At 58.7% G+C, this 20,256-nt stretch carries 22 protein-coding genes and 2 tRNA genes; 10 read left to right on the top strand and 14 right to left on the bottom strand.

Annotated elements, in window-relative coordinates:
- Positions 1-197: 197 nt before the first annotated feature.
- Positions 198-917, top strand: a complete 720-nt coding sequence (locus BDD14_RS24790; protein ID WP_242618183.1) for a M48 family metalloprotease — start codon at positions 198-200, stop codon at positions 915-917.
- A gap of 171 nt (positions 918-1,088) precedes the next feature.
- Positions 1,089-1,814 carry an aquaporin Z gene (gene aqpZ, locus BDD14_RS24785; protein WP_130422165.1) on the top strand — a complete coding sequence of 242 codons (726 nt, stop codon included), beginning with the start codon at positions 1,089-1,091 and terminating at the stop codon, positions 1,812-1,814.
- Between the two features lie 63 nt (positions 1,815-1,877).
- Here aqpZ and BDD14_RS24780 read toward each other — a convergent pair whose 3' ends face one another.
- Positions 1,878-2,741 carry a prolipoprotein diacylglyceryl transferase gene (locus BDD14_RS24780; RefSeq protein WP_130422163.1) on the bottom strand — a complete coding sequence of 288 codons (864 nt, stop codon included), beginning with the start codon at positions 2,739-2,741 and terminating at the stop codon, positions 1,878-1,880.
- Positions 2,742-2,852: 111 nt separating this feature from the next.
- Here BDD14_RS24780 and hpt point away from each other — a divergent pair, with 111 nt between their 5' ends.
- Positions 2,853-3,428: a hypoxanthine phosphoribosyltransferase gene (hpt, locus tag BDD14_RS24775; protein WP_130422161.1), complete on the top strand. Its 576-nt coding sequence runs from the start codon at positions 2,853-2,855 to the stop codon at positions 3,426-3,428.
- An 18-nt stretch (positions 3,429-3,446) separates the two neighbouring features.
- Complete coding sequence (locus tag BDD14_RS24770; protein WP_130422159.1) at positions 3,447-3,899, top strand: glyoxalase superfamily protein; 453 nt, start codon at positions 3,447-3,449, stop codon at positions 3,897-3,899.
- A 3-nt stretch (positions 3,900-3,902) separates the two neighbouring features.
- Here BDD14_RS24770 and BDD14_RS24765 read toward each other — a convergent pair whose 3' ends face one another.
- On the bottom strand, positions 3,903-4,376 hold the full coding sequence (locus tag BDD14_RS24765; RefSeq protein WP_207231820.1) for a RidA family protein: 474 nt from the start codon (positions 4,374-4,376) through the stop codon (positions 3,903-3,905).
- 82 nt (positions 4,377-4,458) lie between these two features.
- Positions 4,459-5,544 carry an LLM class flavin-dependent oxidoreductase gene (locus BDD14_RS24760; RefSeq protein ID WP_242618182.1) on the bottom strand — a complete coding sequence of 362 codons (1,086 nt, stop codon included), beginning with the start codon at positions 5,542-5,544 and terminating at the stop codon, positions 4,459-4,461.
- A gap of 535 nt (positions 5,545-6,079) precedes the next feature.
- Between BDD14_RS24760 and deoC the strand changes: the two genes are divergently transcribed.
- Complete coding sequence (deoC, locus tag BDD14_RS24755) at positions 6,080-6,856, top strand: deoxyribose-phosphate aldolase (RefSeq protein WP_130422155.1); 777 nt, start codon at positions 6,080-6,082, stop codon at positions 6,854-6,856.
- Between the two features lie 83 nt (positions 6,857-6,939).
- Positions 6,940-8,814 carry a SpoIIE family protein phosphatase gene (locus BDD14_RS24750; protein ID WP_423201768.1) on the top strand — a complete coding sequence of 625 codons (1,875 nt, stop codon included), beginning with the start codon at positions 6,940-6,942 and terminating at the stop codon, positions 8,812-8,814.
- Positions 8,815-8,818: 4 nt separating this feature from the next.
- Here BDD14_RS24750 and BDD14_RS24745 read toward each other — a convergent pair whose 3' ends face one another.
- Positions 8,819-9,892 carry a hypothetical protein gene (locus BDD14_RS24745; RefSeq protein WP_130422153.1) on the bottom strand — a complete coding sequence of 358 codons (1,074 nt, stop codon included), beginning with the start codon at positions 9,890-9,892 and terminating at the stop codon, positions 8,819-8,821.
- 104 nt (positions 9,893-9,996) lie between these two features.
- Here BDD14_RS24745 and aroA point away from each other — a divergent pair, with 104 nt between their 5' ends.
- A complete protein-coding gene (gene aroA, locus BDD14_RS24740) occupies positions 9,997-11,313 on the top strand; it encodes a 3-phosphoshikimate 1-carboxyvinyltransferase (protein WP_130422151.1) in 1,317 nt (438 codons plus the stop codon).
- Between the two features lie 11 nt (positions 11,314-11,324).
- On the opposite strand, the gene BDD14_RS24735 is transcribed toward aroA, so the two are convergent.
- The 4 genes from BDD14_RS24735 to BDD14_RS33265 form a co-directional block, all read right to left on the bottom strand.
- Entirely contained in the window at positions 11,325-12,437 is a 1,113-nt protein-coding gene (locus tag BDD14_RS24735) for a glycosyltransferase family 9 protein (protein WP_165420227.1), read from the bottom strand.
- 32 nt (positions 12,438-12,469) lie between these two features.
- On the bottom strand, positions 12,470-12,994 hold the full coding sequence (locus BDD14_RS24730; RefSeq protein ID WP_130422147.1) for a bifunctional nuclease family protein: 525 nt from the start codon (positions 12,992-12,994) through the stop codon (positions 12,470-12,472).
- A gap of 1 nt (position 12,995) precedes the next feature.
- Positions 12,996-14,429: a tRNA (N6-isopentenyl adenosine(37)-C2)-methylthiotransferase MiaB gene (gene miaB / locus BDD14_RS24725; protein WP_130422145.1), complete on the bottom strand. Its 1,434-nt coding sequence runs from the start codon at positions 14,427-14,429 to the stop codon at positions 12,996-12,998.
- A 337-nt stretch (positions 14,430-14,766) separates the two neighbouring features.
- The gene (locus BDD14_RS33265) at positions 14,767-14,994 is read right to left on the bottom strand and encodes a hypothetical protein (protein ID WP_242618181.1); all 228 of its coding nucleotides are present in this window, start codon (positions 14,992-14,994) and stop codon (positions 14,767-14,769) included.
- Between the two features lie 31 nt (positions 14,995-15,025).
- Between BDD14_RS33265 and BDD14_RS33260 the strand changes: the two genes are divergently transcribed.
- A complete protein-coding gene (locus BDD14_RS33260) occupies positions 15,026-15,319 on the top strand; it encodes a hypothetical protein (RefSeq protein WP_242618180.1) in 294 nt (97 codons plus the stop codon).
- A 54-nt stretch (positions 15,320-15,373) separates the two neighbouring features.
- Here BDD14_RS33260 and BDD14_RS24715 read toward each other — a convergent pair whose 3' ends face one another.
- From BDD14_RS24715 to BDD14_RS24690, 6 genes are all read right to left on the bottom strand, one after another.
- The gene (locus BDD14_RS24715) at positions 15,374-15,970 is read right to left on the bottom strand and encodes a hypothetical protein (RefSeq protein ID WP_130422141.1); all 597 of its coding nucleotides are present in this window, start codon (positions 15,968-15,970) and stop codon (positions 15,374-15,376) included.
- 632 nt (positions 15,971-16,602) lie between these two features.
- Positions 16,603-16,679 (bottom strand) — tRNA-Glu (locus BDD14_RS24710).
- Positions 16,680-16,703: 24 nt separating this feature from the next.
- A tRNA-Glu gene (locus BDD14_RS24705) sits at positions 16,704-16,780 on the bottom strand.
- A 101-nt stretch (positions 16,781-16,881) separates the two neighbouring features.
- Complete coding sequence (locus tag BDD14_RS33830) at positions 16,882-17,157, bottom strand: DUF507 family protein (RefSeq protein ID WP_130422139.1); 276 nt, start codon at positions 17,155-17,157, stop codon at positions 16,882-16,884.
- Positions 17,154-17,363 carry a DUF507 domain-containing protein gene (locus tag BDD14_RS33825; protein WP_423201767.1) on the bottom strand — a complete coding sequence of 70 codons (210 nt, stop codon included), beginning with the start codon at positions 17,361-17,363 and terminating at the stop codon, positions 17,154-17,156. Before BDD14_RS33825 ends, BDD14_RS33830 begins: the two co-directional genes overlap by 4 nt.
- Before the next feature lie 122 nt (positions 17,364-17,485).
- A complete protein-coding gene (locus tag BDD14_RS24690) occupies positions 17,486-17,836 on the bottom strand; it encodes a (2Fe-2S) ferredoxin domain-containing protein (RefSeq protein ID WP_130422135.1) in 351 nt (116 codons plus the stop codon).
- A 94-nt stretch (positions 17,837-17,930) separates the two neighbouring features.
- On the opposite strand from BDD14_RS24690, the gene BDD14_RS24685 reads away from it, so the two are divergent.
- Together BDD14_RS24685 and recJ are read left to right on the top strand one after the other, a co-directional pair.
- A complete protein-coding gene (locus tag BDD14_RS24685) occupies positions 17,931-18,395 on the top strand; it encodes a hypothetical protein (RefSeq protein ID WP_130422133.1) in 465 nt (154 codons plus the stop codon).
- An 18-nt stretch (positions 18,396-18,413) separates the two neighbouring features.
- A complete protein-coding gene (gene recJ / locus BDD14_RS24680; protein WP_242618179.1) occupies positions 18,414-20,240 on the top strand; it encodes a single-stranded-DNA-specific exonuclease RecJ in 1,827 nt (608 codons plus the stop codon).
- Positions 20,241-20,256 lie beyond the last annotated feature (16 nt).

Genomic DNA, 20,256 nt, shown 5'->3' with positions numbered 1-20,256 from the left:
GATTCCCGTCGGGCGAAGTCCGTCCGCCTCACAATATCGTCGGATAAAATTCTCTTATCGGAAGCTCTCCGCGGCAAGGACCATCTCTGAGCACCTCGAACCATCCCGGCTCGTCTCTGCGCAAGTTTCTCCACCTGTTTTCGGAGAATGCAGAGACGCCTACGCTCTTTGATTCCCATCCTGAGCCCGCAAAGCTCGTGGTTAAAAAACGGCGCTCCACCACCTCCGTGGCCGCCCAGCCTGTCGTCTCCATCTTCGAGCAACAGTACCGCGAGCTTCGTCCACGGGCGCCCATTCCCGCGTTCGACATTCGCTTCCGTCGCTTCACCTCGCTCAATACCACGATTCGCCTCCGCGAGGGCCGTCTGCACGTCCGCCTCTCCGATCTGCTCGAGCACGCGCCTGAGACCGTCCACCACTCCATCGCGCACATTCTTCTCGCCAAGCTCTACCGCAAGCCCATCGCACCGGTCCACGCCGACCGCTACCGCCGCCACGTCTCTTCGGAGGCAGTCTCACGCCAGGCCGAACACATCCGTCAGACCCGGGGTCGCAAGCGCATCCTCACCCCCGTAGGCCACCACTTCGACCTCAACGAGGTCTTCGACTCACTCAACATGCGCTTCTTCCATGGCTTGCTGGGTAAGCCCGTGCTGACCTGGAGCGCCCATCACGCTCGCCGAATGCTCGGCCACTACGACGCCGCGCACAACACCATCATGGTCAGCCGCGTCTTTGATCGTCCCGATACCCCACGCTGTGCCGTCGAATATCTGCTGTACCACGAGATGCTGCACCTGAAGCATCCCGTCCGTGTAAAGGCGGGCCGACGCTGCGTACACTCCCGCGAATTCCAGGCCGAGGAGCGCCTCTTCCCTCATCTTGAAGAGGCAAAAGCCTACCTGCGCCGCCTCTAAGTCCCGCTAAACGAAGGAATTCCTGCCGTGCTGTCACGAAACCGTGGTAGCATCCTCCCGTCCAACGCTTCTTTCGGACGAACGTCGGCCAACCAGCAGGTTCGCCGACTATGGGCCATGCCACACATCAAGCACTGAAAATCTCACTTAGAAAACCGGGGGTATTTCACGATGCCGATGTACAAACGCGCAACCGCCGAGTTTTTCGGCACCTTCTGGCTCGTCTTCGGAGGCTGCGGCAGCGCGGTCCTCGCGGCAGCTTTCCCGCAGTTAGGCATCGGCTTCGCCGGTGTCGCGCTCGCCTTTGGACTCACCGTATTGACAATGGCCTATGCCATCGGTCACATCTCCGGCTGCCACCTCAACCCCGCAGTCTCGATCGGTCTCGTCGTCGGCAAGCGCTTCCCAGCCAGTGAGCTTCTGCCCTACATCCTTGCGCAGGTCGTCGGAGCCGTGGTCGCCTCGGGCGTGCTGTATCTCATTGCCAGCGGACGGCCCGAATTTTCACTCGCCGGCGGCTTCGCCTCGAATGGCTACGGCCCTCACTCTCCCGGAGGCTACTCACTCGTCGCCTGCTTCGTCGCCGAGGTCGTTCTGACCGCCTTCTTCCTTCTCGTTATCCTCGGAGCCACCGATCAACGTGCACCCAAAGGATTCGCTCCCATCGCCATCGGGTTTTGCCTCACGCTGATTCACCTCATCAGCATCCCGGTCACCAACACCTCGGTCAACCCGGCTCGCTCCACCGGCCCCGCAGTCTTCGTCGGAGGCTGGGCGATCTCCCAGCTCTGGCTCTTCTGGGTCGCGCCCATCCTCGGAGCCGTCATCGGCGGCATCATCTCCAACATCTTCTTCGAGGCGCCCCAGCCGTCGGTGCGCGAAGAGCTCTCCCGCTAGTTGTCGACACGCAAAATGGACCCGGATGCGGCGAAAACGCACCCATCCGGGTCCTGCTTTTCACTAAACTACCGAATCCTCCGCCAGCGCCGGATCCCACTGCACATTCTGCATCCTTGCTACTACGATCAGCGCCGCTCCGGCGAGAACCGATCCCAGGGCCGCCACCTGCGCGTTGCTCATACCCCAGTACAATCTCGGATTGATCCGCACAAACTCCACCAGAAATCTTCCGACCCCGCTCAGCACCAGGTACTCGCCCGTAATCACGCTCACCGGCGGACGACTCTTTGCCCTGCGCCACAGCCACCATGCCAGTGCCAGCGAATACAGCAGTTCGTACACTGGAGTCGGCTGCACCAGGTCCGTCGTCGGGACCAGCGCATCCGCCCGCATGTGTACACCCCACGGCAGCGTCGTCTTGATACCGTAATCGCCGTCCCCCGAGAGCAGGCAGCCGATTCGTCCAACACCATACCCAATCGCCGCCGCCGGGGCCGCCAGGTCCAGCATCCGCAGTGCGCCGACCCTCCTGCCCACGGTTCCCTCACTACCAGACCGAAAATGCGCCGACCTGCCCATCCACATCAGCGTCAGGATTCCGGCCAGCATTCCGCCGAACCAAGCGAATCCTGCCTGGAACCAGTGCAGAAATCCAATCACCACATCCAGAGGATGCTTCCATCCCGGAGCCGCGATCCGCGCCATCGCCATTCGCAGGGTGGCCGGGTCCTGCAGCTCGTGCCACAGCTTCGCTCCCACCACGCCTGCGATCACGACCAATGCCACTACATTCAGCGCATCCGCTTCAACACCGTTCCTGACAAAATTTCTATGCAGCACAACCGTCGCCACCACCGCAGCCAGCCACAACAACAGCCCGAACGTACCCAGGTGCACCGGGCCAATATCGATATAGGGATACATATTCCTCGCTTCGCTTCCAGTGTATCGCCCGCCCCGGCCAGAGCCGTGGGCAATCCGTCAGGCGACCGGCAAAACTTGGCCTGCGAGCCGGCTTCGCGTACCCTTTCCCATATGCCGACCAGTACCACGCCTGCCCCGACCTCCTCCTTCCCCTCGCCCGAAACCATGGAGGTCCTCATCTCCAAAGACCAGATCGCCAAGCGCACCCGTGAGATCGGCGCCCAGATCTCAGCCGAGTACGAAGGCCAGTCCATCGTGCTCATCGGCGTTCTGAAGGGAGCGGCCATCTTCCTTGCCGACCTCGCCCGTGCGATCCAGGTCGATAACACCTTCGACTTTGTCGCCGTCTCCAGCTACGGCCGCGCCCGTGTCTCCTCCGGCGCCGTCAAGCTCATCAAGGACATCGACAACCCCATCGAAGGCAAGCACGTCATCCTCGTCGAAGACATCCTCGACACCGGCCTCACCCTCAGCTTTCTTCGCCAGATGATGCTCCAGCACAAACCGGCATCGCTCAAAATCGCTACCTGCCTCGACAAGCCCGATCGCCGCCTCGTCCCCATTGAGGCCGATTACGTCGCCTTCAAGATTCCAAATCAGTTCGTCATCGGGTATGGTATGGACTACGCCGAGCGCTATCGCGGCGTCGAAGACATCCGCCTCTTCCCCGAGGACGCCGGCCACTGATCTTTATCAGGAGGTCCTATGAGACTGGACCCAGCTCCTCCGATCGCAAAGACGCTGTTCGAGGGCGTCAATCCTATACTCCGCATAGACAGCCTCACCATCAGTCTTGACTACTACGTTCGGACCCTCGGATTCAAGATTCAATGGGAGGCTCCTTTCTTCGTCTGCGTCTCGCGAGACCGCTGCCACCTCTTCCTCAGCGAAGGCGACCAGGGGCATCGGGGCACCTGGATATGGGCGGGCGTGACCGACGTCGATGCTCTCTTTGCCGAGTACACCGCCGCCGGAGCCAGAATCCGTCATCCTCCGACCAATTATCCGTGGGGCCGTGAGATGCAGGTGGCAGACCCCGATGGAAACATCCTTCGCCTCGGCTGCGAGACCAAAGGAAGCGAGGCCACCGGCGAATGGCTGGATATGGAAGGCCATCGCTGGGACTTCATCAAAGGTAGGTGGCATCGCGAAGTATAGGTCTTATGGGATCACAGCGACCGCTTCCACCTCGAGCATCGCGTCTTCACGAAACAACGCCCGCACCCCCGCGAGCGTGCTTGCAGGAGGATGCTCCTTATCAATGAACTGGTCGCGCACATCCCTGAGGGCGACCAGCTTGTCGTGGTTCAATCCCACAACAAGGTAGTTCAACTTGACGATGTCCTTCGGGGTCGCTCCCGCTGCGACCAAAACAGATTTCAGATTCTGAAACACCTGCGCCGCCTGGGCGTGGAAGTCATTCTTTCCCACCATCTCACCCTGTTTGTTCAGGCCCACCTGCCCGGAGACAAAGATCATCTTCCCGCCGTTGACCACAACAGCATGGGTGTAGCCGGCGGGTGAGGCGATCTCAGGAGAGTTCTGAAACGTTACCTGAGGTTGGGCCTTCGTTCCCTGCGCAGCCGCACTCAACGTCGAAGCGGCAGCCAACATCGCAACCCACAATATCCTCATGCAGTGCTCCCTTACCTGTTCATTCGCAAAATCAGCCTATCGTCTTTGCAGGAAATTCTCTCATCGCAGAATACCCGCTTTCTCAACTGCTGATCTTGTCAAAGTTCTTCTCCTCTGAATCCACGAGCGCTTCCCCCAGCCCAAACTCCTTCGCCAGCAGATCGTAGCTGCGGAGCCGCTTCTCCTGGTCCCACACAATCGTATTCACGATCACTTCGTCGATTCCCAGCTCACCGGCCATCTGCTCCAGCCGCTCTCGCACCACCGCCGGGGTGCCTACAAAGTATCGCGGCCACTCTCCCTCCTCCAACGGAAGCTCGCCCCGCATCTTCAGCTCGCGAAGGGCATCTTCAGGGGTGGCCACCGGCTTCCGCTCGCCCAGCCGAATCCGCTGCTGCAACAGCTTCACGCTCGAAGCCAGAAACTCTGCCTCCTCCTGGGTCTCCGCGCAGATCACCCCCACTGCCACCGTTGCCTCAGGCCGCTCCCGCCTAGGGCCAGGCCGGAAGTTCCGCATATAGGCCTCGATCGCGTCCCTGGTCTTCACCGGCGAAAAAAAGTGCGCGAACGAATACGGCAGCCCGAACTCCACCGCCGCAGCCGAGCTCCACATGCTCGACCCCAGCATCCACACCGCCGGCCCCACATACCTGCCCTCTGGTGCCGGCCCCGGCATCGCCTTCACCTTGCCAAATGGATGTGCCGTCGGGAAGTCGTCTTCGAGAAATGCCAGCAGCTCCGTCACCTGTTCCGGAAAGTCGTCCTCCATCGCCGTCTTCCGGCTGCGCCTCAGCGCCAGCGACTCCATCGGTCCCCCACCCGGAGCCCGCCCGATTCCCAGGTCCACACGCTCCGGATACAACCCATAAAGTGTGCGAAACACCTCTGCCACCTTGAGTGCCGTATAGTGCGGCAGCATAATGCCGCCCGAACCGATTCTGATCCGGTGCGTCTCCGCCCCAATCCTCGCCAGCATAATCTCAGGTGCCGTGCACGCCAGCAGATCCATCGCATGGTGTTCCGACATCCAGAAACGCGTGTAGCCCAACTCATCGACCCGTCTTGCCAGCGCAATCGAATTCTGCAACGCCCGCGCCGGAGCAGTTCCCTCGGCAACCGGCGACTGATCCAGCACAGAAAGCTTCAAACCGTTCATCGTCTTCCACATAGATATCTGATGTCGCTGCATCGAGATCGGACTTATCGCGTGCACAAGGACTTTTCCACCAACCGCATCGATCCATTTTCGCTTTTTATTCGCTATAATCGACAAGAGGATACGGTTCGCGTGAGTCACACCGCACAGCTTTACGAGTTCGGGAACGAAGATGGGGAAACTGGCGGCGAGTTCCGCAGTCTACTCACCAGATCGCCGCAATTCGCGCTCCCTGCCTGTCAACTGCGAGAGAGGCGCAAACAGTTGAAGTAAAAGGAGATATCGAATGCCGAATCTCACTGGGCCGACTGCTATAATCGATGCAGAGGCCCCGAGAATCTTCGGGGCCTCTGTATGCGATAAATGCATTGTTTTCAAGAATATATCTGGAAGTGTCGTATTTTGAATCGTTTACTCTTCTGGTCCCTGGCTAACCCCAGCTTTTTGAAGATTTTGCACGAAAACTATCGGGACGGTGGCGAAGCCAGAGCTATTCCTCCTGTGATAGAAACAGACCGCGCGAGCATATTCGCCCGATTGGAGAACCATGAGCAGCCTGTCTCACCTTGAACCACAAACATTTGATCCCAACGCTTTCGCAGCTCAGGCCCTCTCCTCCCCGCAGAATCTCGCCGCCGTACTCGATCACACGCTTCTAAAGCCCGACGCAAACCGCAGCCAGGTTCTCCAGCTCTGCCACGAGGCCGCCGAATACCGCTTCGCCTGCGCGATGGTGAACCCCACCTGGGTCCAGACCGCAGCCTCCGCGCTCCAGGGAACCGGCGTGCCGGTAGGAGTCGTCATCGGCTTTCCCCTCGGAGCGACCCTCTCCGCCTCCAAGCGCGACGAAACCGCTCGCGTCATCAAACACGGAGCCCACGACGTCGATATGGTTCTCAACATCGGCCTGCTCAAGAGCGCGACGCCTGCCGACTACGAAGCCCTCAAGCAGGACATCCGCGGTGTCGTCGAGCTGGCTCATGGCGGCGGCGCCATCGTGAAGGTCATCCTGGAGACCTGCCTGCTTACCTTCGAGGAGAAGCTTCGCGCCTCCGAGCTTGCCCTCTCCGCCGGAGCCGACTTCCTGAAGACCTCGACTGGCTTTTCGACCGGCGGGGCCACCGCTGACGACATCGCGCTTCTCCGCGGCGTCGCCGGCTCCCGCGCCGGCGTGAAGGCCTCAGGAGGCATTCGCTCTCTAGCCGACGCCTCCGCAATGCTTCACGCGGGAGCCTCGCGCATCGGGGCCAGCGCCAGTGTCAAAATAGTCCAGGAGCTCTCCGGTCGCGAACCTTCCTTATCTGCCTCCACAGGTAGCTACTGAGGCCGTACGAACCAAAGGAAGCCGCTCCAGGAAGAGAAACCGCACTCCCCACAGCTTCATCAGTAGTATCATCGGCTCTTCCCATGTCTATGGCCAACAAACAACGACGCGGAACCTCCCCCGCCGCGCCAGACCCGGAGGTCGCACCCGAACATAGCTTCGAGGGAGACTACCGGCCACGCACCGACGAGGCCCAGCAGACTCCGAATATCAGGGTCGACCCGCTTCACCAGGTCGAGTTCTTGCACACTCTCGCCGACGCACTGAATACAACTCTCGACCTCAATACCCTGATGCATCGGGTGTCGGACCTGGTAAGGGCCGTCATCGACTACAAGATCTTCGCCATCCTGCTGATCAACGATCGCACCCAGGAGCTGTGGATGCGTTTCCAGATCGGACACACTCCCGAGATCGAGCGCACCCGCCTGAAGATGGGCCGCGGCGTAGTCGGCCAGTCCGCGCTGCAGCGCAGAACCCTCCGAATCGACGACGTCTCGAAAGAAGAACACTACATCGAAGCGAATCCGACTGTCCGTTCCGAGCTCGCTGTTCCTCTGATCGTGAAGAATCGCGTCATCGGCGTCTTCGATATCGAATCCGAGATTCCTGCCTACTTTACCGCGGAACACCAGCGACTGCTCGAGCTGGTCGCGTCCCGAGTCGCCATTGCGGTTGAGAACGCCAGACTTTATACCCGCGTCTCCCGCCAAGCGCAGACCCTCGCAGTCCTCAACGAGATCTCTCGGGAGATCACCAGCATCCTCGATCTGGACGACCTGCTGGAACGCATCGGCCAGCTGATGAAACGGGTCATCGATTATCAGATGTTCACGATCCTGCTGTGGAACGAACGGAGTCAGCAGTTCGAGCATCGCTTTTCCTCCCGCTATGGAGAGAGAATCATGCGCGACCGCACCGTTCCGCTCGGAGAGGGCATCATCGGCTCGGCGGCGCAGGACCGTGAATCTATCCTCGCGCCGGATGTCCGAAAGGAACCACGTTACCTGGCGGTGAACCCCGAGACACGCTCCGAGCTGGCCGTGCCCCTCATTTACAAGGGGCAGGTAATCGGCGTCATCGATCTGGAACATACGCGCGTCAATTACTACAACGAAGACCATCAAAGAACACTTTCGACGCTGGCGGCGCAGGTTGCCATCTCGATTGCCAATGCGCGGCTGTATCAGCGTATCCACGAAGAGGAACAGCGCATGGAGCGCGACCTCGAGATGGCGCGCCAGGTTCAACTGCGACTGATGCCGCCACAACCTCCCAAGCTTGAGCGAGCCGAATTTGCCGCCCAATTCAATGCCGCCCGCTCGATAGGCGGCGACGTTTACGACTTTCTCGACTATGGCCCGGGGCGTGTTGCCCTGGCCGTTGGCGACGTCAGCGGAAAAGCAGCTCCGGCAGCACTGTACGCGGCGCTGGTAAGTGGCATTCTCCGTTCTCTTGCGACTCAGCACCTTTCCCCGGCCGCCCTGCTCTCCGCGCTCAACGACCAGCTTCAGGAACGCAGATTGGATTCGCAGTACGTGACGATGCTGGTGGCGATCTGGGATGACTCCAACCAGACGATCCAGATCGCAAACGCCGGCTCGGTACAGCCGCTTTTTGTCTCTCTCAGCTCGAGCGGTTCCCGTACCACGGTTGACATAAAAACCATCCAGGCTGAAGGTTTTCCACTCGGCCTGTTCCCGGACGTGGAGTACGAGGAATTCACGCTGTCGACCCGCACCGGCGACCTGATCGTCTTCTTCTCCGACGGTATCCCCGACGCGGAAAATGCGAAAGGGGACATGTTCGGTACCGATCGGCTCGCGAAGGTGCTCAAGTCTCAGCGTCAACCGACCGCTTCCTCGATGGTCGATGCAATTCAGAAGGCTGTGTCGGACTTCCAGTCCGGTACGGAGCATTTTGACGACGAGACGATCGTTGTGCTGCGCGCGCTCTAGCCGCCTATTGATTCGCGATCTTCGGTTCTACCTGTTTATAACCAGACGGAATGGCGAACTTTGATGGATCCGCAGCAGCCTGCGAAAATCCACTCATCTGCGTATTTGATTCCACAAGCACCGCAGGCCCCTGAGTCGCAGTGTCGGCTGCCGGAGCAGGGTCCGCGGCTTTTTTCTTGCGGCCAAATCCTCCCAATCCGCCCAGTCCCAGGCTGCTGGTGATTGCCGAAGTTGCGGAATCCTTCGCAACCTGTCCGGCACTGAGCATCTCCGGAGAGGTGGACGGAGGTAAGGGAGCCTCGGATGCGGCGGGCAGCGGCTCTCCGTTGGCCGTCGTTCCCATGCGTATCACCTGCAGCACAGGGATGCCTTTCAATTTGGACATCTCCTTCACCATGTCGGCCATCGCTTTTCCAGCGCCTGGCTGCGACGCAAGCATGGCAGGATTGAGAGACTCACTAAAGACGGTCCCGAGCTTGGCCGCGAACCGCTCCTGAAATCCCCTAACCTCTTCGTATCCGGGAACCTCGGGTGCGAGCCACATATCGTTGGTAATCGCCAGGGAACCCTTCTCGCCTGATTTTTTGTCGGTAGCATCCATCGCCATGCTTAAAATCGACTCGCTGGCGGTGACTCCTGCGACATCTTTGGTTGCACCCGTGGTGCGAACCTTCACCTGAAATGAGAGATCGGTGTTGGACGGCGGGGCCTGTGGATCAGAGCCCTGCTGCTCTTTGCCTTTCCTGATCGCAGCTTCGATCTGTTGTCTCATCTGTTCGAAGGTCATGGTTGTGTACTGTTTCCGTGTGTGATCGATCGTCGTGATGGTTTCGTTATCGAGATCCACGACCTCGGTCTGCATGGAGTTAGAGCGGACCATTCGATTCCCTTTGACCGTCACAGTAGACAGGATCGGTTCACCTGCCTGCCTCGCTTGTTTGCTGAAGGCCCCGGCTACCTTCATCATTCCGAGAACTGCCCCGCCGGTGATTTGTGTGGTCTCCGTATAGGTGAAATCGGCGTGCAACGAAGGCGGAAGAACTCCTAACAGGCAGAGGGCGAGATATTTCCTTTTCATGGGGTTTCTGCTCCCGATTGCGGCCCGATTCCAGGACCCGACTACAATCCAACTTCGGCAGGCAGTGTACCAACGCCAGGGAAAGAAAGGTTAGGATAAAAGAAATGTCCTCCATAATTTCTCAGCCGAATGCATCCACGACTCAGGTTGTCCGCCCAGCCCGCAGCTTCCAGGGCTCGGTTACAGTTCCAGGTGACAAATCGATCTCGCACCGCTACGCCATGCTGGCGGGGCTGGCAGAGGGGACTACCCGGTTGTCGAATTTCTCTACAGGCGCCGATCCGCACTCGACGCTGAGCTGCATGGAGGCGCTTGGAGCCAAGGTTACGAAAGATGGCACGGCGGTCGAAGTGACGGGAACAGCAGGCGCGTTTCAGCAGCCGACGTCTGAGCTCGACTGCGGCAACTCCGGAAGCACCATGCGTATGCTGGCCGGCCTCATCGCGCCGCATCCGCACACCTTCACGATGATCGGTGATCATTCGCTGACGATGCGCCCCATGGAACGGATCCGCAAACCGCTGTCTGCCATGGGAGCGCGAATCGATCTCGTGGACGGTCACGCGCCGATGACAATCCATGGCGGCCCGCTGAAGGCAATTGACTTTGACACTCCGATCCCTTCCGCACAGGTGAAGACGGCCGTACTCTTTGCAGGGCTGCAGGCGGAGGGAACGACGAGCCTTTCGGAGGCCGTCAGAACGCGCGACCACTCCGAGCACGCCTTGAAGGCCTTCGGGGCAAGCCTGACGCGGACAGGCGAACGGCTCAGCATCGCAGGCGGACAGAAGCTGAAAGCGATTGAAGCGACCGTGCCGGGCGATATTTCATCAGCAGCCTTCTTTCTTTGTGCGGCTTTGCTGTTTCCAGACTCAAACCTTGTACTCGATTCCTTAGGGATGAATCCGACCCGTGCCGCGCTACTGGACGTGATTACAACTCTCGGCGGAAAGATCAAGGTGCTGATGGTCGAAGAGCATAACGGCGAAACCATCGGGACCATCCAGGTGAATCGCTCTCCCGAAGGCTTGAAGGGTGCCGAGATTACGGGAGCGCTCTCAGCACAGCTGATAGATGAGTTGCCGGTGCTCGCAGCGATTGCGCCCTATACGCGCGACGGTATCGTGATCCGCGATGCGAAGGAGTTGCGCATTAAAGAATCGGACCGCATCGCGCTGGTTGCAAAGAACCTGAAGGCAATGGGAGCGGAGTTAACGGAGTTCGAGGACGGTCTGATCGTGCCTGGAAATCAGCAGCTCCATGGTGCGGAGATCGACTCGGGAAGCGATCACAGGATCGCAATGGCATTTGCCATCGCCGCACTTCGAGCCTCGAGCGAGAACGTGATTCACGGCGCCGAGGCCGCTGCAATCTCGTTTCCCGAGTTCTTCACCTTCCTGGAAGACCTCAGCAAACGATAGGCCCCTCGCCGTTAGCTGCGATCGCTTGAAAGTAGATCGTCAAGAGCCGATGTGACATCAGCGACACTCACCTCGTCGATGATGTAATCGGGCGTAGCCGAGGGCATATCCGCATTTTTGAGAATGCGGAATCTGTTATTGCCAACCGGGAGCCATTCAAGGGGTGGGGACCACGCCGGCGCGATGATGACCATGGGGAGTCCAGCTGCACGTCCAACATGCAGCGGCCCTGTGTCGAGAGTCAAACCGACGGTACACAGGCTCATGAGAGCAGCCAGCTGTGGCAGATTCGTCTTACCGGCGACGTTTGTCGTGGCAAATGGAAGACCATTTCGAAGCTCGTCGATGGCGGTAGATTCAGAGGCTGTACCGACAAAAAGAATGTGCGCACCATATCTCTCTCTGAGAAAGACGGCGGCTTCGCGAAACCGTTCGGGCCGCCAGCTTTTTCTCTGAGTGACACTGGTCTGCGTGACGAAGACGGCAACCGGTTGTCCATCTTCTACTCCGGAGGCGGCGAGAAGATTTCGGGCTTCGGCAATCTCCTGTTCACTGAAAAATATGCGGGGTTCGAAGTGGCTAACTTTATGACCGAGAGCCTCGACGATCCGCAGATTGTTTGCGATCTGGCTCCTCGTATTCTCAAAACGCAAGGGAACTCGAAACAAGTCGGGTTGCACGGTGAAGCCTACCCGTGTCGATGCTCCACCAAGCAGGGCCTGCAGGACGACGAGGGTGCGTTCGTTGCCGAGCGGTGTCAGAGTGGCAAAGGCTGAGCCCCGGAATGGAAGCCGCGAGCGAAGCAGGCGGACCGAGGCCTTGAGATCTTTCAACGGGCTCGGAGTAGCGATCAGGGTATCGACGTGGGGGTTGTGACGCAAGACGTCGAGGGAGAATCCGCTCCCAACGACAGCGATGCGTGCTCCTGGCACGGCTTGCTTTAGAGCGGCAAACAGGGGTGTTGTGTGGATCGCGGTCCCGAGGGCGCTGGCATGCTGAAAGACGAGGAAGTTTTCAATCTCGTGCAATCGATTTTGAGGAACAGAAGACTGGCGAGCCGTCACACGCTCGACCGTGGCGACGCCGGCGAATGCAGCGCCCTTCAGATTTCGGAAGAAACTCAAGATTGATCCTTACGGTTAGAGACCGCGATGGACTACATCTTATAGCGACCCATCTCGTCGTCGTTCAGGTTTTCAAGCCAGCGGCGCATCTCATCCGCGTTGATGGACTGAGCTCCCGTGCTTGTCTGGCGGGAGTTTTCGAGGACATCTCGATTGACGTAGATGGGACAATCCCAGCGCAAGGCAAGCGCGATTGCGTCGGACGGGCGAGCATCCATGGCTACCGTCTCACCCGCTTGCTCAAGCCAGACGACAGCATAGAAGGTATCGTCACGAAGCTCGGAGACGACCACCTTGCGGACCTCGGCATTGAGATTGCGCGCCATGTTCCGCATCAGGTCGTGCGTCATGGGCCGGGGTGTGGCCGTCTTTTCAAGCTCCAGTGCAATGGCATTGGCTTCAAAGATTCCCACCCAGATTGGCAGGACCGTGTCGCTTGCAATGTCTTTGAGAACGATGATGGGCATATTGGTGATGGGATCCATCATGAGGCCGCGAATCTGCATCTCGACCTCGTCGGGGGCATGCACGGGGGACTGGGGGGCCTGTGTGCTCATATCAATTCAATACGACGAAGGGTTGGGCCTGCAGGGTGGTCTGGAGTGGAAGGGCACCGGCGATTGATTCGCCAACAAGGCAATTCGGCATGGTCCGCGTAATTCGGATGGGAAGGTAGCTCCCAATCGGAGGTTCGAGCGCATCTGGCACAAGTGTGAAGTTTACGGTCTTGTTCTGCGTGGACCGGCCGACGATCTGACCTCGTGCGGCGTTGTAGCTCTCAACCATCACTTCCACGGTCTGGCCAAGGTGGCGGGCATAATGCTCGCGCTGAATCTCACGCTGCCGGTCATTCAGAATGCGGAGCCGCTCGGTCTTTACCTCGTCGGAGATGGTATCGGGCATTCCTACCGCGGGCGTGTTGGGACGCGGCGAGAACTTGAAGGCGAAGACTGCGTCGTAACGCACGGCTCCCAGAAGCGTGATGGTCTCCTCGAAGTCGGCATCGGTCTCACCCGGGAAGCCGACGATCATGTCACTGGTGATGCTGATATCGCGTTTGGCTGAGTGAATCCAGCTCATACGCTCGAGATACCAGTCCCGCGTGTACTCTCGGGACATGGCATGAAGGACGGAGGACGAGCCCGACTGGACCGGAAGATGGATGTGGTCGCACAGTGTAGGGGTGGCGTCGATCGCTTCGACGATGTCGCGGGTGAAGTCCCGCGGGTGCGAGGTGGTGAAACGGACCCGCTTGATGCCGGGGGTGCTTCCGACGGCGGTGAGCAGTTCGGCGAAGGAGAGGCGGCCGGAAGGATCGCGCCACGAATTCACGTTCTGGCCGAGGAGCTGGATATCCGTATACCCCTGGTCGGCCATGCGGCGCGCCTCCACCAGCACAGATGCCGAGGTGCGGGAGCGCTCCTTGCCCCGCGTGTAAGGAACCACGCAATAAGCGCAGAACTTGTCGCAGCCCTCAATGATGGTGATGTAGCCACGGTGAGGGTTCGACCGGACGGTGAACTCTGTGTCGAAGGTCTCCTCCGTCTGGCGGTCATCGAGGCCGGTGATGCGAGTCTCGCCTGCTTCGAGGCGAGCGAGCATGTCAGGTAGGTTGCGGTACGAAGCCGAGCCGGCGACGATCGAGACGTAGGGCGCGCGCTCGAAGATCCGTTCGCCCTCCTGCTGCGCCACGCAGCCGATGACGGCGAAACGTTTTCCCTCGCCTTGCAGCCGCTTGTATTCGTTCAGGCGGTGGAAGACCTTCTGCTCGGCCTTGTCGCGGATAGAACAGGTGTTGTAAAGGATGAGACCGGCCTCGGCCTCGTCGGAGACCTGGGCGTAGCCCTCGTGCTCGAGGGTGCCGATGACTTTTTCCGAGTCATGGGCGTTCATCTGGCAGCCGAAGGTTTCGATATAAAACGTCTTGCTCACGGGGACCAGTATATCGTTCGGTGACGGCTTTCCTGCCGGTTGTTCTGTGTCTGCCGTCATTTGCCTTGACCCACCCCCTCCCTACCGAATGTGTGCAAAGTCTTCAAAGGATAGAACATAGCCTGGTACTTCGATACCAGACGCTTCGTCTTTCGGTAGGAATACGAAAGCCCGGCTCAGAGGCCGGGCTTTATAGTCTTCCTGATTTAAGAGTATCAGGCAGTGTCAAGGGTTTTGCTGTGGAAAAAGCGGCCCTTCCTGCTCCAGTCGCCGAGTTCTAAGTCTGTTCGATGAAACCGCAGATCCTTCGACTTCGCTGCGCTTCGCTCAGGATGACACTTTCGCAATAAGCGGCGAACTCATGCTCGTCAGTTCCCCCTGCCGCGTGTGAGTTGGCTCAGTTCCCTTCAATAATAATGAGCCTTGCGTACCCTGTTCCGCACATCCCATAGATTGCTCCCGATTTGCAGGCTCCGGCGGAGTACTTGTAACAACCAGCCTTTCTTGCCACTACAGAAACGGAGCGATCGGAGCCGCCGATGATGGCTCCCGCCGGTTCGAACGGAGATGTGGTGCCCAGGTCGACAACGAAGCCTACCTCCTTGTCTGTGCTCTTCCATTGCACGGTCGTTCCTGTTTTTACGCAGAAGAGTGAGTTGCCTTTTGCGTTCCGGGTCATGGCTGTGGCGGAAGCCGCACTTGAAGTTCTTTTCACATCGACGACGCATGGTTCCGAAGCTGATCCACAGGTGTTCCCTGCATTGCACAGCTGTGCAGGATTTGCCTCGGGACAGGCATTTTTGCTGCCTTTTGATTGGGCGCTTGAATCATTGGTGAGTGAAAGGACCGATAACAAGACGACTCCGGAGCCGTGTACGACACATCGCTTGATTTCCATCGCAACCTCGCAAGATTCCGTTTACACCCACGCCACACGGGTGGCGGCCTGAGATGTCGAATCGAATCCATGAAAGAACGAACAATGCCGACTGCAGCAGCAGGCATCAGTTGTTGGCAGTTCCCTTCCAGTCGATGACGCCGGACAGTCTCCAGGGGTTTTGATTCAGCTCCAACTGCAACTCACCTTCCTTGTTCAGGACCAGCTGTGCCAGGGGGTATAGCATCCCTGTGCTCTTGCTCTTGTCCTGTTCATTGAGCTCGAACTGTCCAGCGGTTAGATCGAACGATTGCGATTGACTGTCGGTCCAGGCTTCCCCAAACGTAATCAGACGGTTCGTGACAAAGACAATCTTTCTGCCCGTTGGAGTCGGGGTCATCTTGATATAAGCGCAATCAAATCCGAGTGTGCCGGTGATCTCGATATGACCTACTGCTTTCATCTTGCTCAGCGCGGTTACCAGACCCTGGTTCTGCCCTTTCTCGTATGCCTGAATGAGGACCGCTCGGTCTGCAGGCGTTGAGAACTCGTAGATATTCAGGGTGATGCCGATATTTCGCCCCATTTGAGTTCCCGTACCGAAGGCCTGGGCATCAATGGTTTCATACTTGTCTCTTGCCGAAACTGGAGCAACGATCGTAAGTAATCCAGCGACCATGAGACTCATCGTGACTGTCTTGGGAAGATTCGAACGGATCAGCATATATTCTCCTTTCACGGCTGAACTTCAATAGAGGAGCCCTACGACCTACAGATTTTTCCGGGGTTTGGTTACTAGCAAAAATTGTCGGGCGCGAAGAAACATGGAGATGGACGAACAAAAAGGTCGCCGATCTCTCGGGGCCAGAGCGTTACGCACGCCCGTTTTGCGACAACGGACGCGTAGCAGCTTCAGAATCGCAAGGGCCCACGCACTGACCTGTCACTCATCGAAGACACCGGTCTCTAAAGCTTCCGACCTTCTGGATGCCCATGCCGGGAACTCTTGAGCGGCCTGCATCGAGCGGCGTTGTCTGTCATAGACCCTGCGTAGGCGTAACAGGGAACACTGTCGCAGCCATCAGAGCCGGGTAGCGCAGTCTGAGTTATCGATGGTTTTTCAACCGGCATCTCTCTTTCACCTTCCTTCGGTAACCGACTTTACGGGTCCCAACAGCAAGAAGACTGAGATTATGTGGCGTGTTCGACGCCTGCCTGGCAGGTAAGAAGAGTGCGGCCCAGTATAGTGCAAGCTGGGACAGCAAGTACAAGGGTTCCATCGGCAATGCTTTCCGACGTGGAACCAGCTGCGTTAAACAGCATTGGCATGTCGCAAAAAAGATTGTCTGTAAGGGGTGGTAGCGCCAACGGGGATCGAACCCGTACTCTCAGCCTTGAAAGGGCCGCGTGTTAACCAGTTACACCATGGCGCCAAAGGCTTCGGCTTGCGGAGGACTTGGTAGCGTCAACGGGGATCGAACCCGTACTCTCCGCCTTGAGAGGGCGGCGTGTTAACCAGTTACACCATGACGCCATCGCAGAGAAGAATCTCTGCTGCAATGAATTGATTATAGCAGTTTTATCGAGCCTATGGCGTGGCTCCGCGATGCTTTTGCCGCGGATCTCCGCCGGTGCCTAGAGGCCGAGTTTCTTGACCTCATCGTTGTAGTACTTGCGGTAGAGGATGTCCCACTCCTGGGAGCCTTCGAGAATGATCTTGCGCTGCGAAGCGATCTTCTGGCGCGCGGCCGCATCGATCTTCGTCTCTTCCGTCAGCAGCTTTTCGAGCGCCTTGCGGGCCTCCTGACGGATCGTGTTCCGGTCCTCGAGGAAGTCGCACTCCGGAATTTCGGCCAGGGTATCGGCGACCGTATGGGCGAGCTTATTGACCTTGTCGCGCGAGATTCTCACAGGACCGCCTTGTACTTGCGCGCCAACTCGTTTTTCACCTTCTTGAACATCTCCGGATAGCTTGCCCCGGTCTTGCGCATGTCCTCCTGGAAGGCTTCAAGGATGACCCGCACCTCATCGTTGATCCGGTCCTCGAGAGAAAGTTCATCCACCATGGCGGCTGCGACGCGCTCGTCAAGGCGCGCCGGTTTCTCGGTCTGGATCATCTTCTGCGCTATGAGCTGCTTTACCGTCTGGCGCGCGAGATAGCCTACGTAATCTTTAGAAAAAATCATTTGACTTTAAGTCGAATATATCACGCGGATATTAGTGAGGCAGCGGGGGTTCCTTACTTCCTGTGGGGACAGCGATCGCTATTAATACAGGCCTCGGACAGGCGCAGCCGCTCAACAGGGCGTCCCCCGACGAGATGCTCCCGAACGATCTCCTCGACGTCGCGGAGGTGTACCTTGCCATACCAAACCGCCTCCGGATAGACCACGACGACCGGCCCATGCTCGCATTGATCCAGGCAGCCCGACTCGTTGGCCCGGACCTTGTGCTTGAGACCGGCATCTTTGATTGCGTCCTTGAAAGCCGATTTAAGTTTTTTGCTTCCGTGCGGAAGGCAGCTCGGCCGGGACGCAGACTCGTCGCGCTCGTTGGTACAGAGGAAGAGATGATGTTCAAAAAGCGGCATTCAGGTTGGATTCCGCCGGAAGGCTAAGGATGCACGGGGGTCTTCTCAAAGGAGTGTCACGCCACCCCTGGTTTTTTGAGACAATAGCCTTTCGATGCATCCTGACAATCTCATCTCGCTCAAAGACGACATGGTGGCCTTCATTGCCGGCCACGGCATGCTACGAATGAACGGCTACGTCTCCGATGAGGTTCCGACGGTTCTCTTCGAAGAGGAGAATCCCGACGGGTGGAAGGACTTCGTGGAATTGGCCAAGGCCGCAGGAGCTCCCTTCGTCACCATGAGCGAGGCCGTTCTCGAAAAGTCGGATATCGCCATGATCATTGAACAGATCCGCGACCAGGTGTATCCGGACGACGAGTCTCCGGAGATCGATGACGCCGAGAGATTGCTTCGACACGTGGGAAAGATCGGCTACCTGCAGCTGGGCTTCGCTCACCAGGGGATCATGTTTCTCTTCGAAGTGGCCACGGACTGGTATGACAGCTTTCAGGACCTGATGGAGACCGTGACAGATCTTGGCGGTATCGTCGTGGACGATCGCGAAAAAGACGAATAGGAACGAGGCGGCGCTAGAGTGGTCTCCGGCCAGGCTGAGATACAACGGGAGTGGGCAGCGCGGGCCGCCGAGGAAGGGGCCATCCAACATGTGATGGCGACTGCCAGTTGTCCTCGCGGCATCGCCCATCTCCTGGTCTCTCGCGGCTTCACCGACGAAGCTGCGGTAAAGTCGTTCTTTTCGCCCTCGCTCGACGACCTGATCGATCCCATGAGGATGCTTGGAATGGATGCGGCTGTCGAGCGCATCCGGCGAGCCGTACGCAGCTCCGAACCCATCCTGATCTACGGGGATTACGATGTCGACGGCACGACGGCGACCGTCCTGCTGAAGACGGCCATCGAACGCAGCGCCACAAAAGAGAATCCGGCGATCGTGCGATACCACGTCCCTCACCGGATTCGCGAAGGGTATGGAATGCGAACCGGCGTACTGGCCGACGCGGCTGCGTCCGGAGTTCGCCTGGTGATCAGTGTGGATACCGGAATTCGCGCTTTTGCCGCGGCGAGCGAAGCCAGGGCATTGGGGCTCGATCTGATCGTCACAGACCATCACCTGCCGGATGACGCCCAGGGCGTACCCGACGCGCTCGCTGTCATCAATCCTGTGCAGGATGGCTGCACATACCCCTTCAAAGGGCTCTGCGGAGCGGCCGTTGCCTTCAAACTGGCGCATGCGATTCTGCGCGCGGCCTGCCTGAACGACCACGAGCGCCATCGGCTCGAGCGCACTCTTATACCTTCCTTTTTAAAGCTGGTGGCCATTGCCACCATCGCCGACTCGGTTCCTCTGGAGGGCGAGAACCGGGTCATCGCATCGCTGGGGCTTCGCGAACTGCGTAACCCTGTGCAGCCCGGTCTTCGTGCCTTAATGGAAATCGCACAGATTCCGCTGGACCGTCCGCCTACCGCAACCGAGGTAGGATTTCGAATCGCGCCGCGCATCAATGCGGCTGGAAGAATGGACGTCGCCAGCGATGTGGTCGATCTGTTCCTGACCCGCGACCCGGAGCAGGCGCGCGATCTTGCGGCCAAGCTCAACCGGTTGAACGACGACCGCAAGGTAACGGAAGCTCGAGCCCTTGAAGCGATCGATGAAGAATTATCCGGAATGCAAAGAAAACAAGGGCAGTTCCCTGCCATCTGTCTTGTAATGGACGACCCTGCGTGGCACCGGGGGGTTCTAGGCATTCTGGCCTCCCGCATTGTCGATCGCACTGGACGTCCCGCACTGGTGCTGACCCACGAGGATGGCCAGGCACATGGCTCTGGCCGGTCGATCCCGGGATATCATCTGCTCGACGCGCTTACCTCGGTCCACGACGAGGACAGGGCCCTCTTTGCTCGCTTCGGCGGACATGCTCATGCGGTAGGGTTCTCCCTGCCGTCCGAGCGAGTAGAGCTATTACGCGAGAGGATGGAGCATCACAGTGCCGCCATACTCTTGCAGGAGATGCTGGCACCGCCACTTGAATACGATGCGGAAGTATCCCTCGAAGAGTTGAGTGGGCGTTTCCATGAGTGGCTGGAACGCTGTGGCCCTTTTGGAGTCGGCAACCGCGAGCCGGTATTTATCACCCGTTCCGTCAGGCTGGCTTCGAGTGTTCGTGTAATCAAGGACAGACATGTCTGCCTGGAGATAAATTCCGGTGATATACGCCTCCGTGCGCTGGGTTGGAGCCGGTCAGGTATGCTCTGGACCGAACTCTGTCAGCGGATGCAACTCGACGTCGGCTCCCGAATCGACATTGCCTATCGACTGAAGGCCAAGAGCAATCCATGGTACACCGGTCTCGAGCTGGAGCTGGTTGATCTCCGTCTCTCAGAGAGTCCGGCGACCGCCTAGCGGTATGCGTCATGGT

This window comes from Edaphobacter modestus, from assembly GCF_004217555.1.
In the GTDB taxonomy this organism is placed as follows: Bacteria; Acidobacteriota; Terriglobia; order Terriglobales; family Acidobacteriaceae; genus Edaphobacter; species Edaphobacter modestus.
Note: the sequence above shows the minus strand (reverse complement) of the source record. Positions and strands in the feature narration are given on the sequence as shown.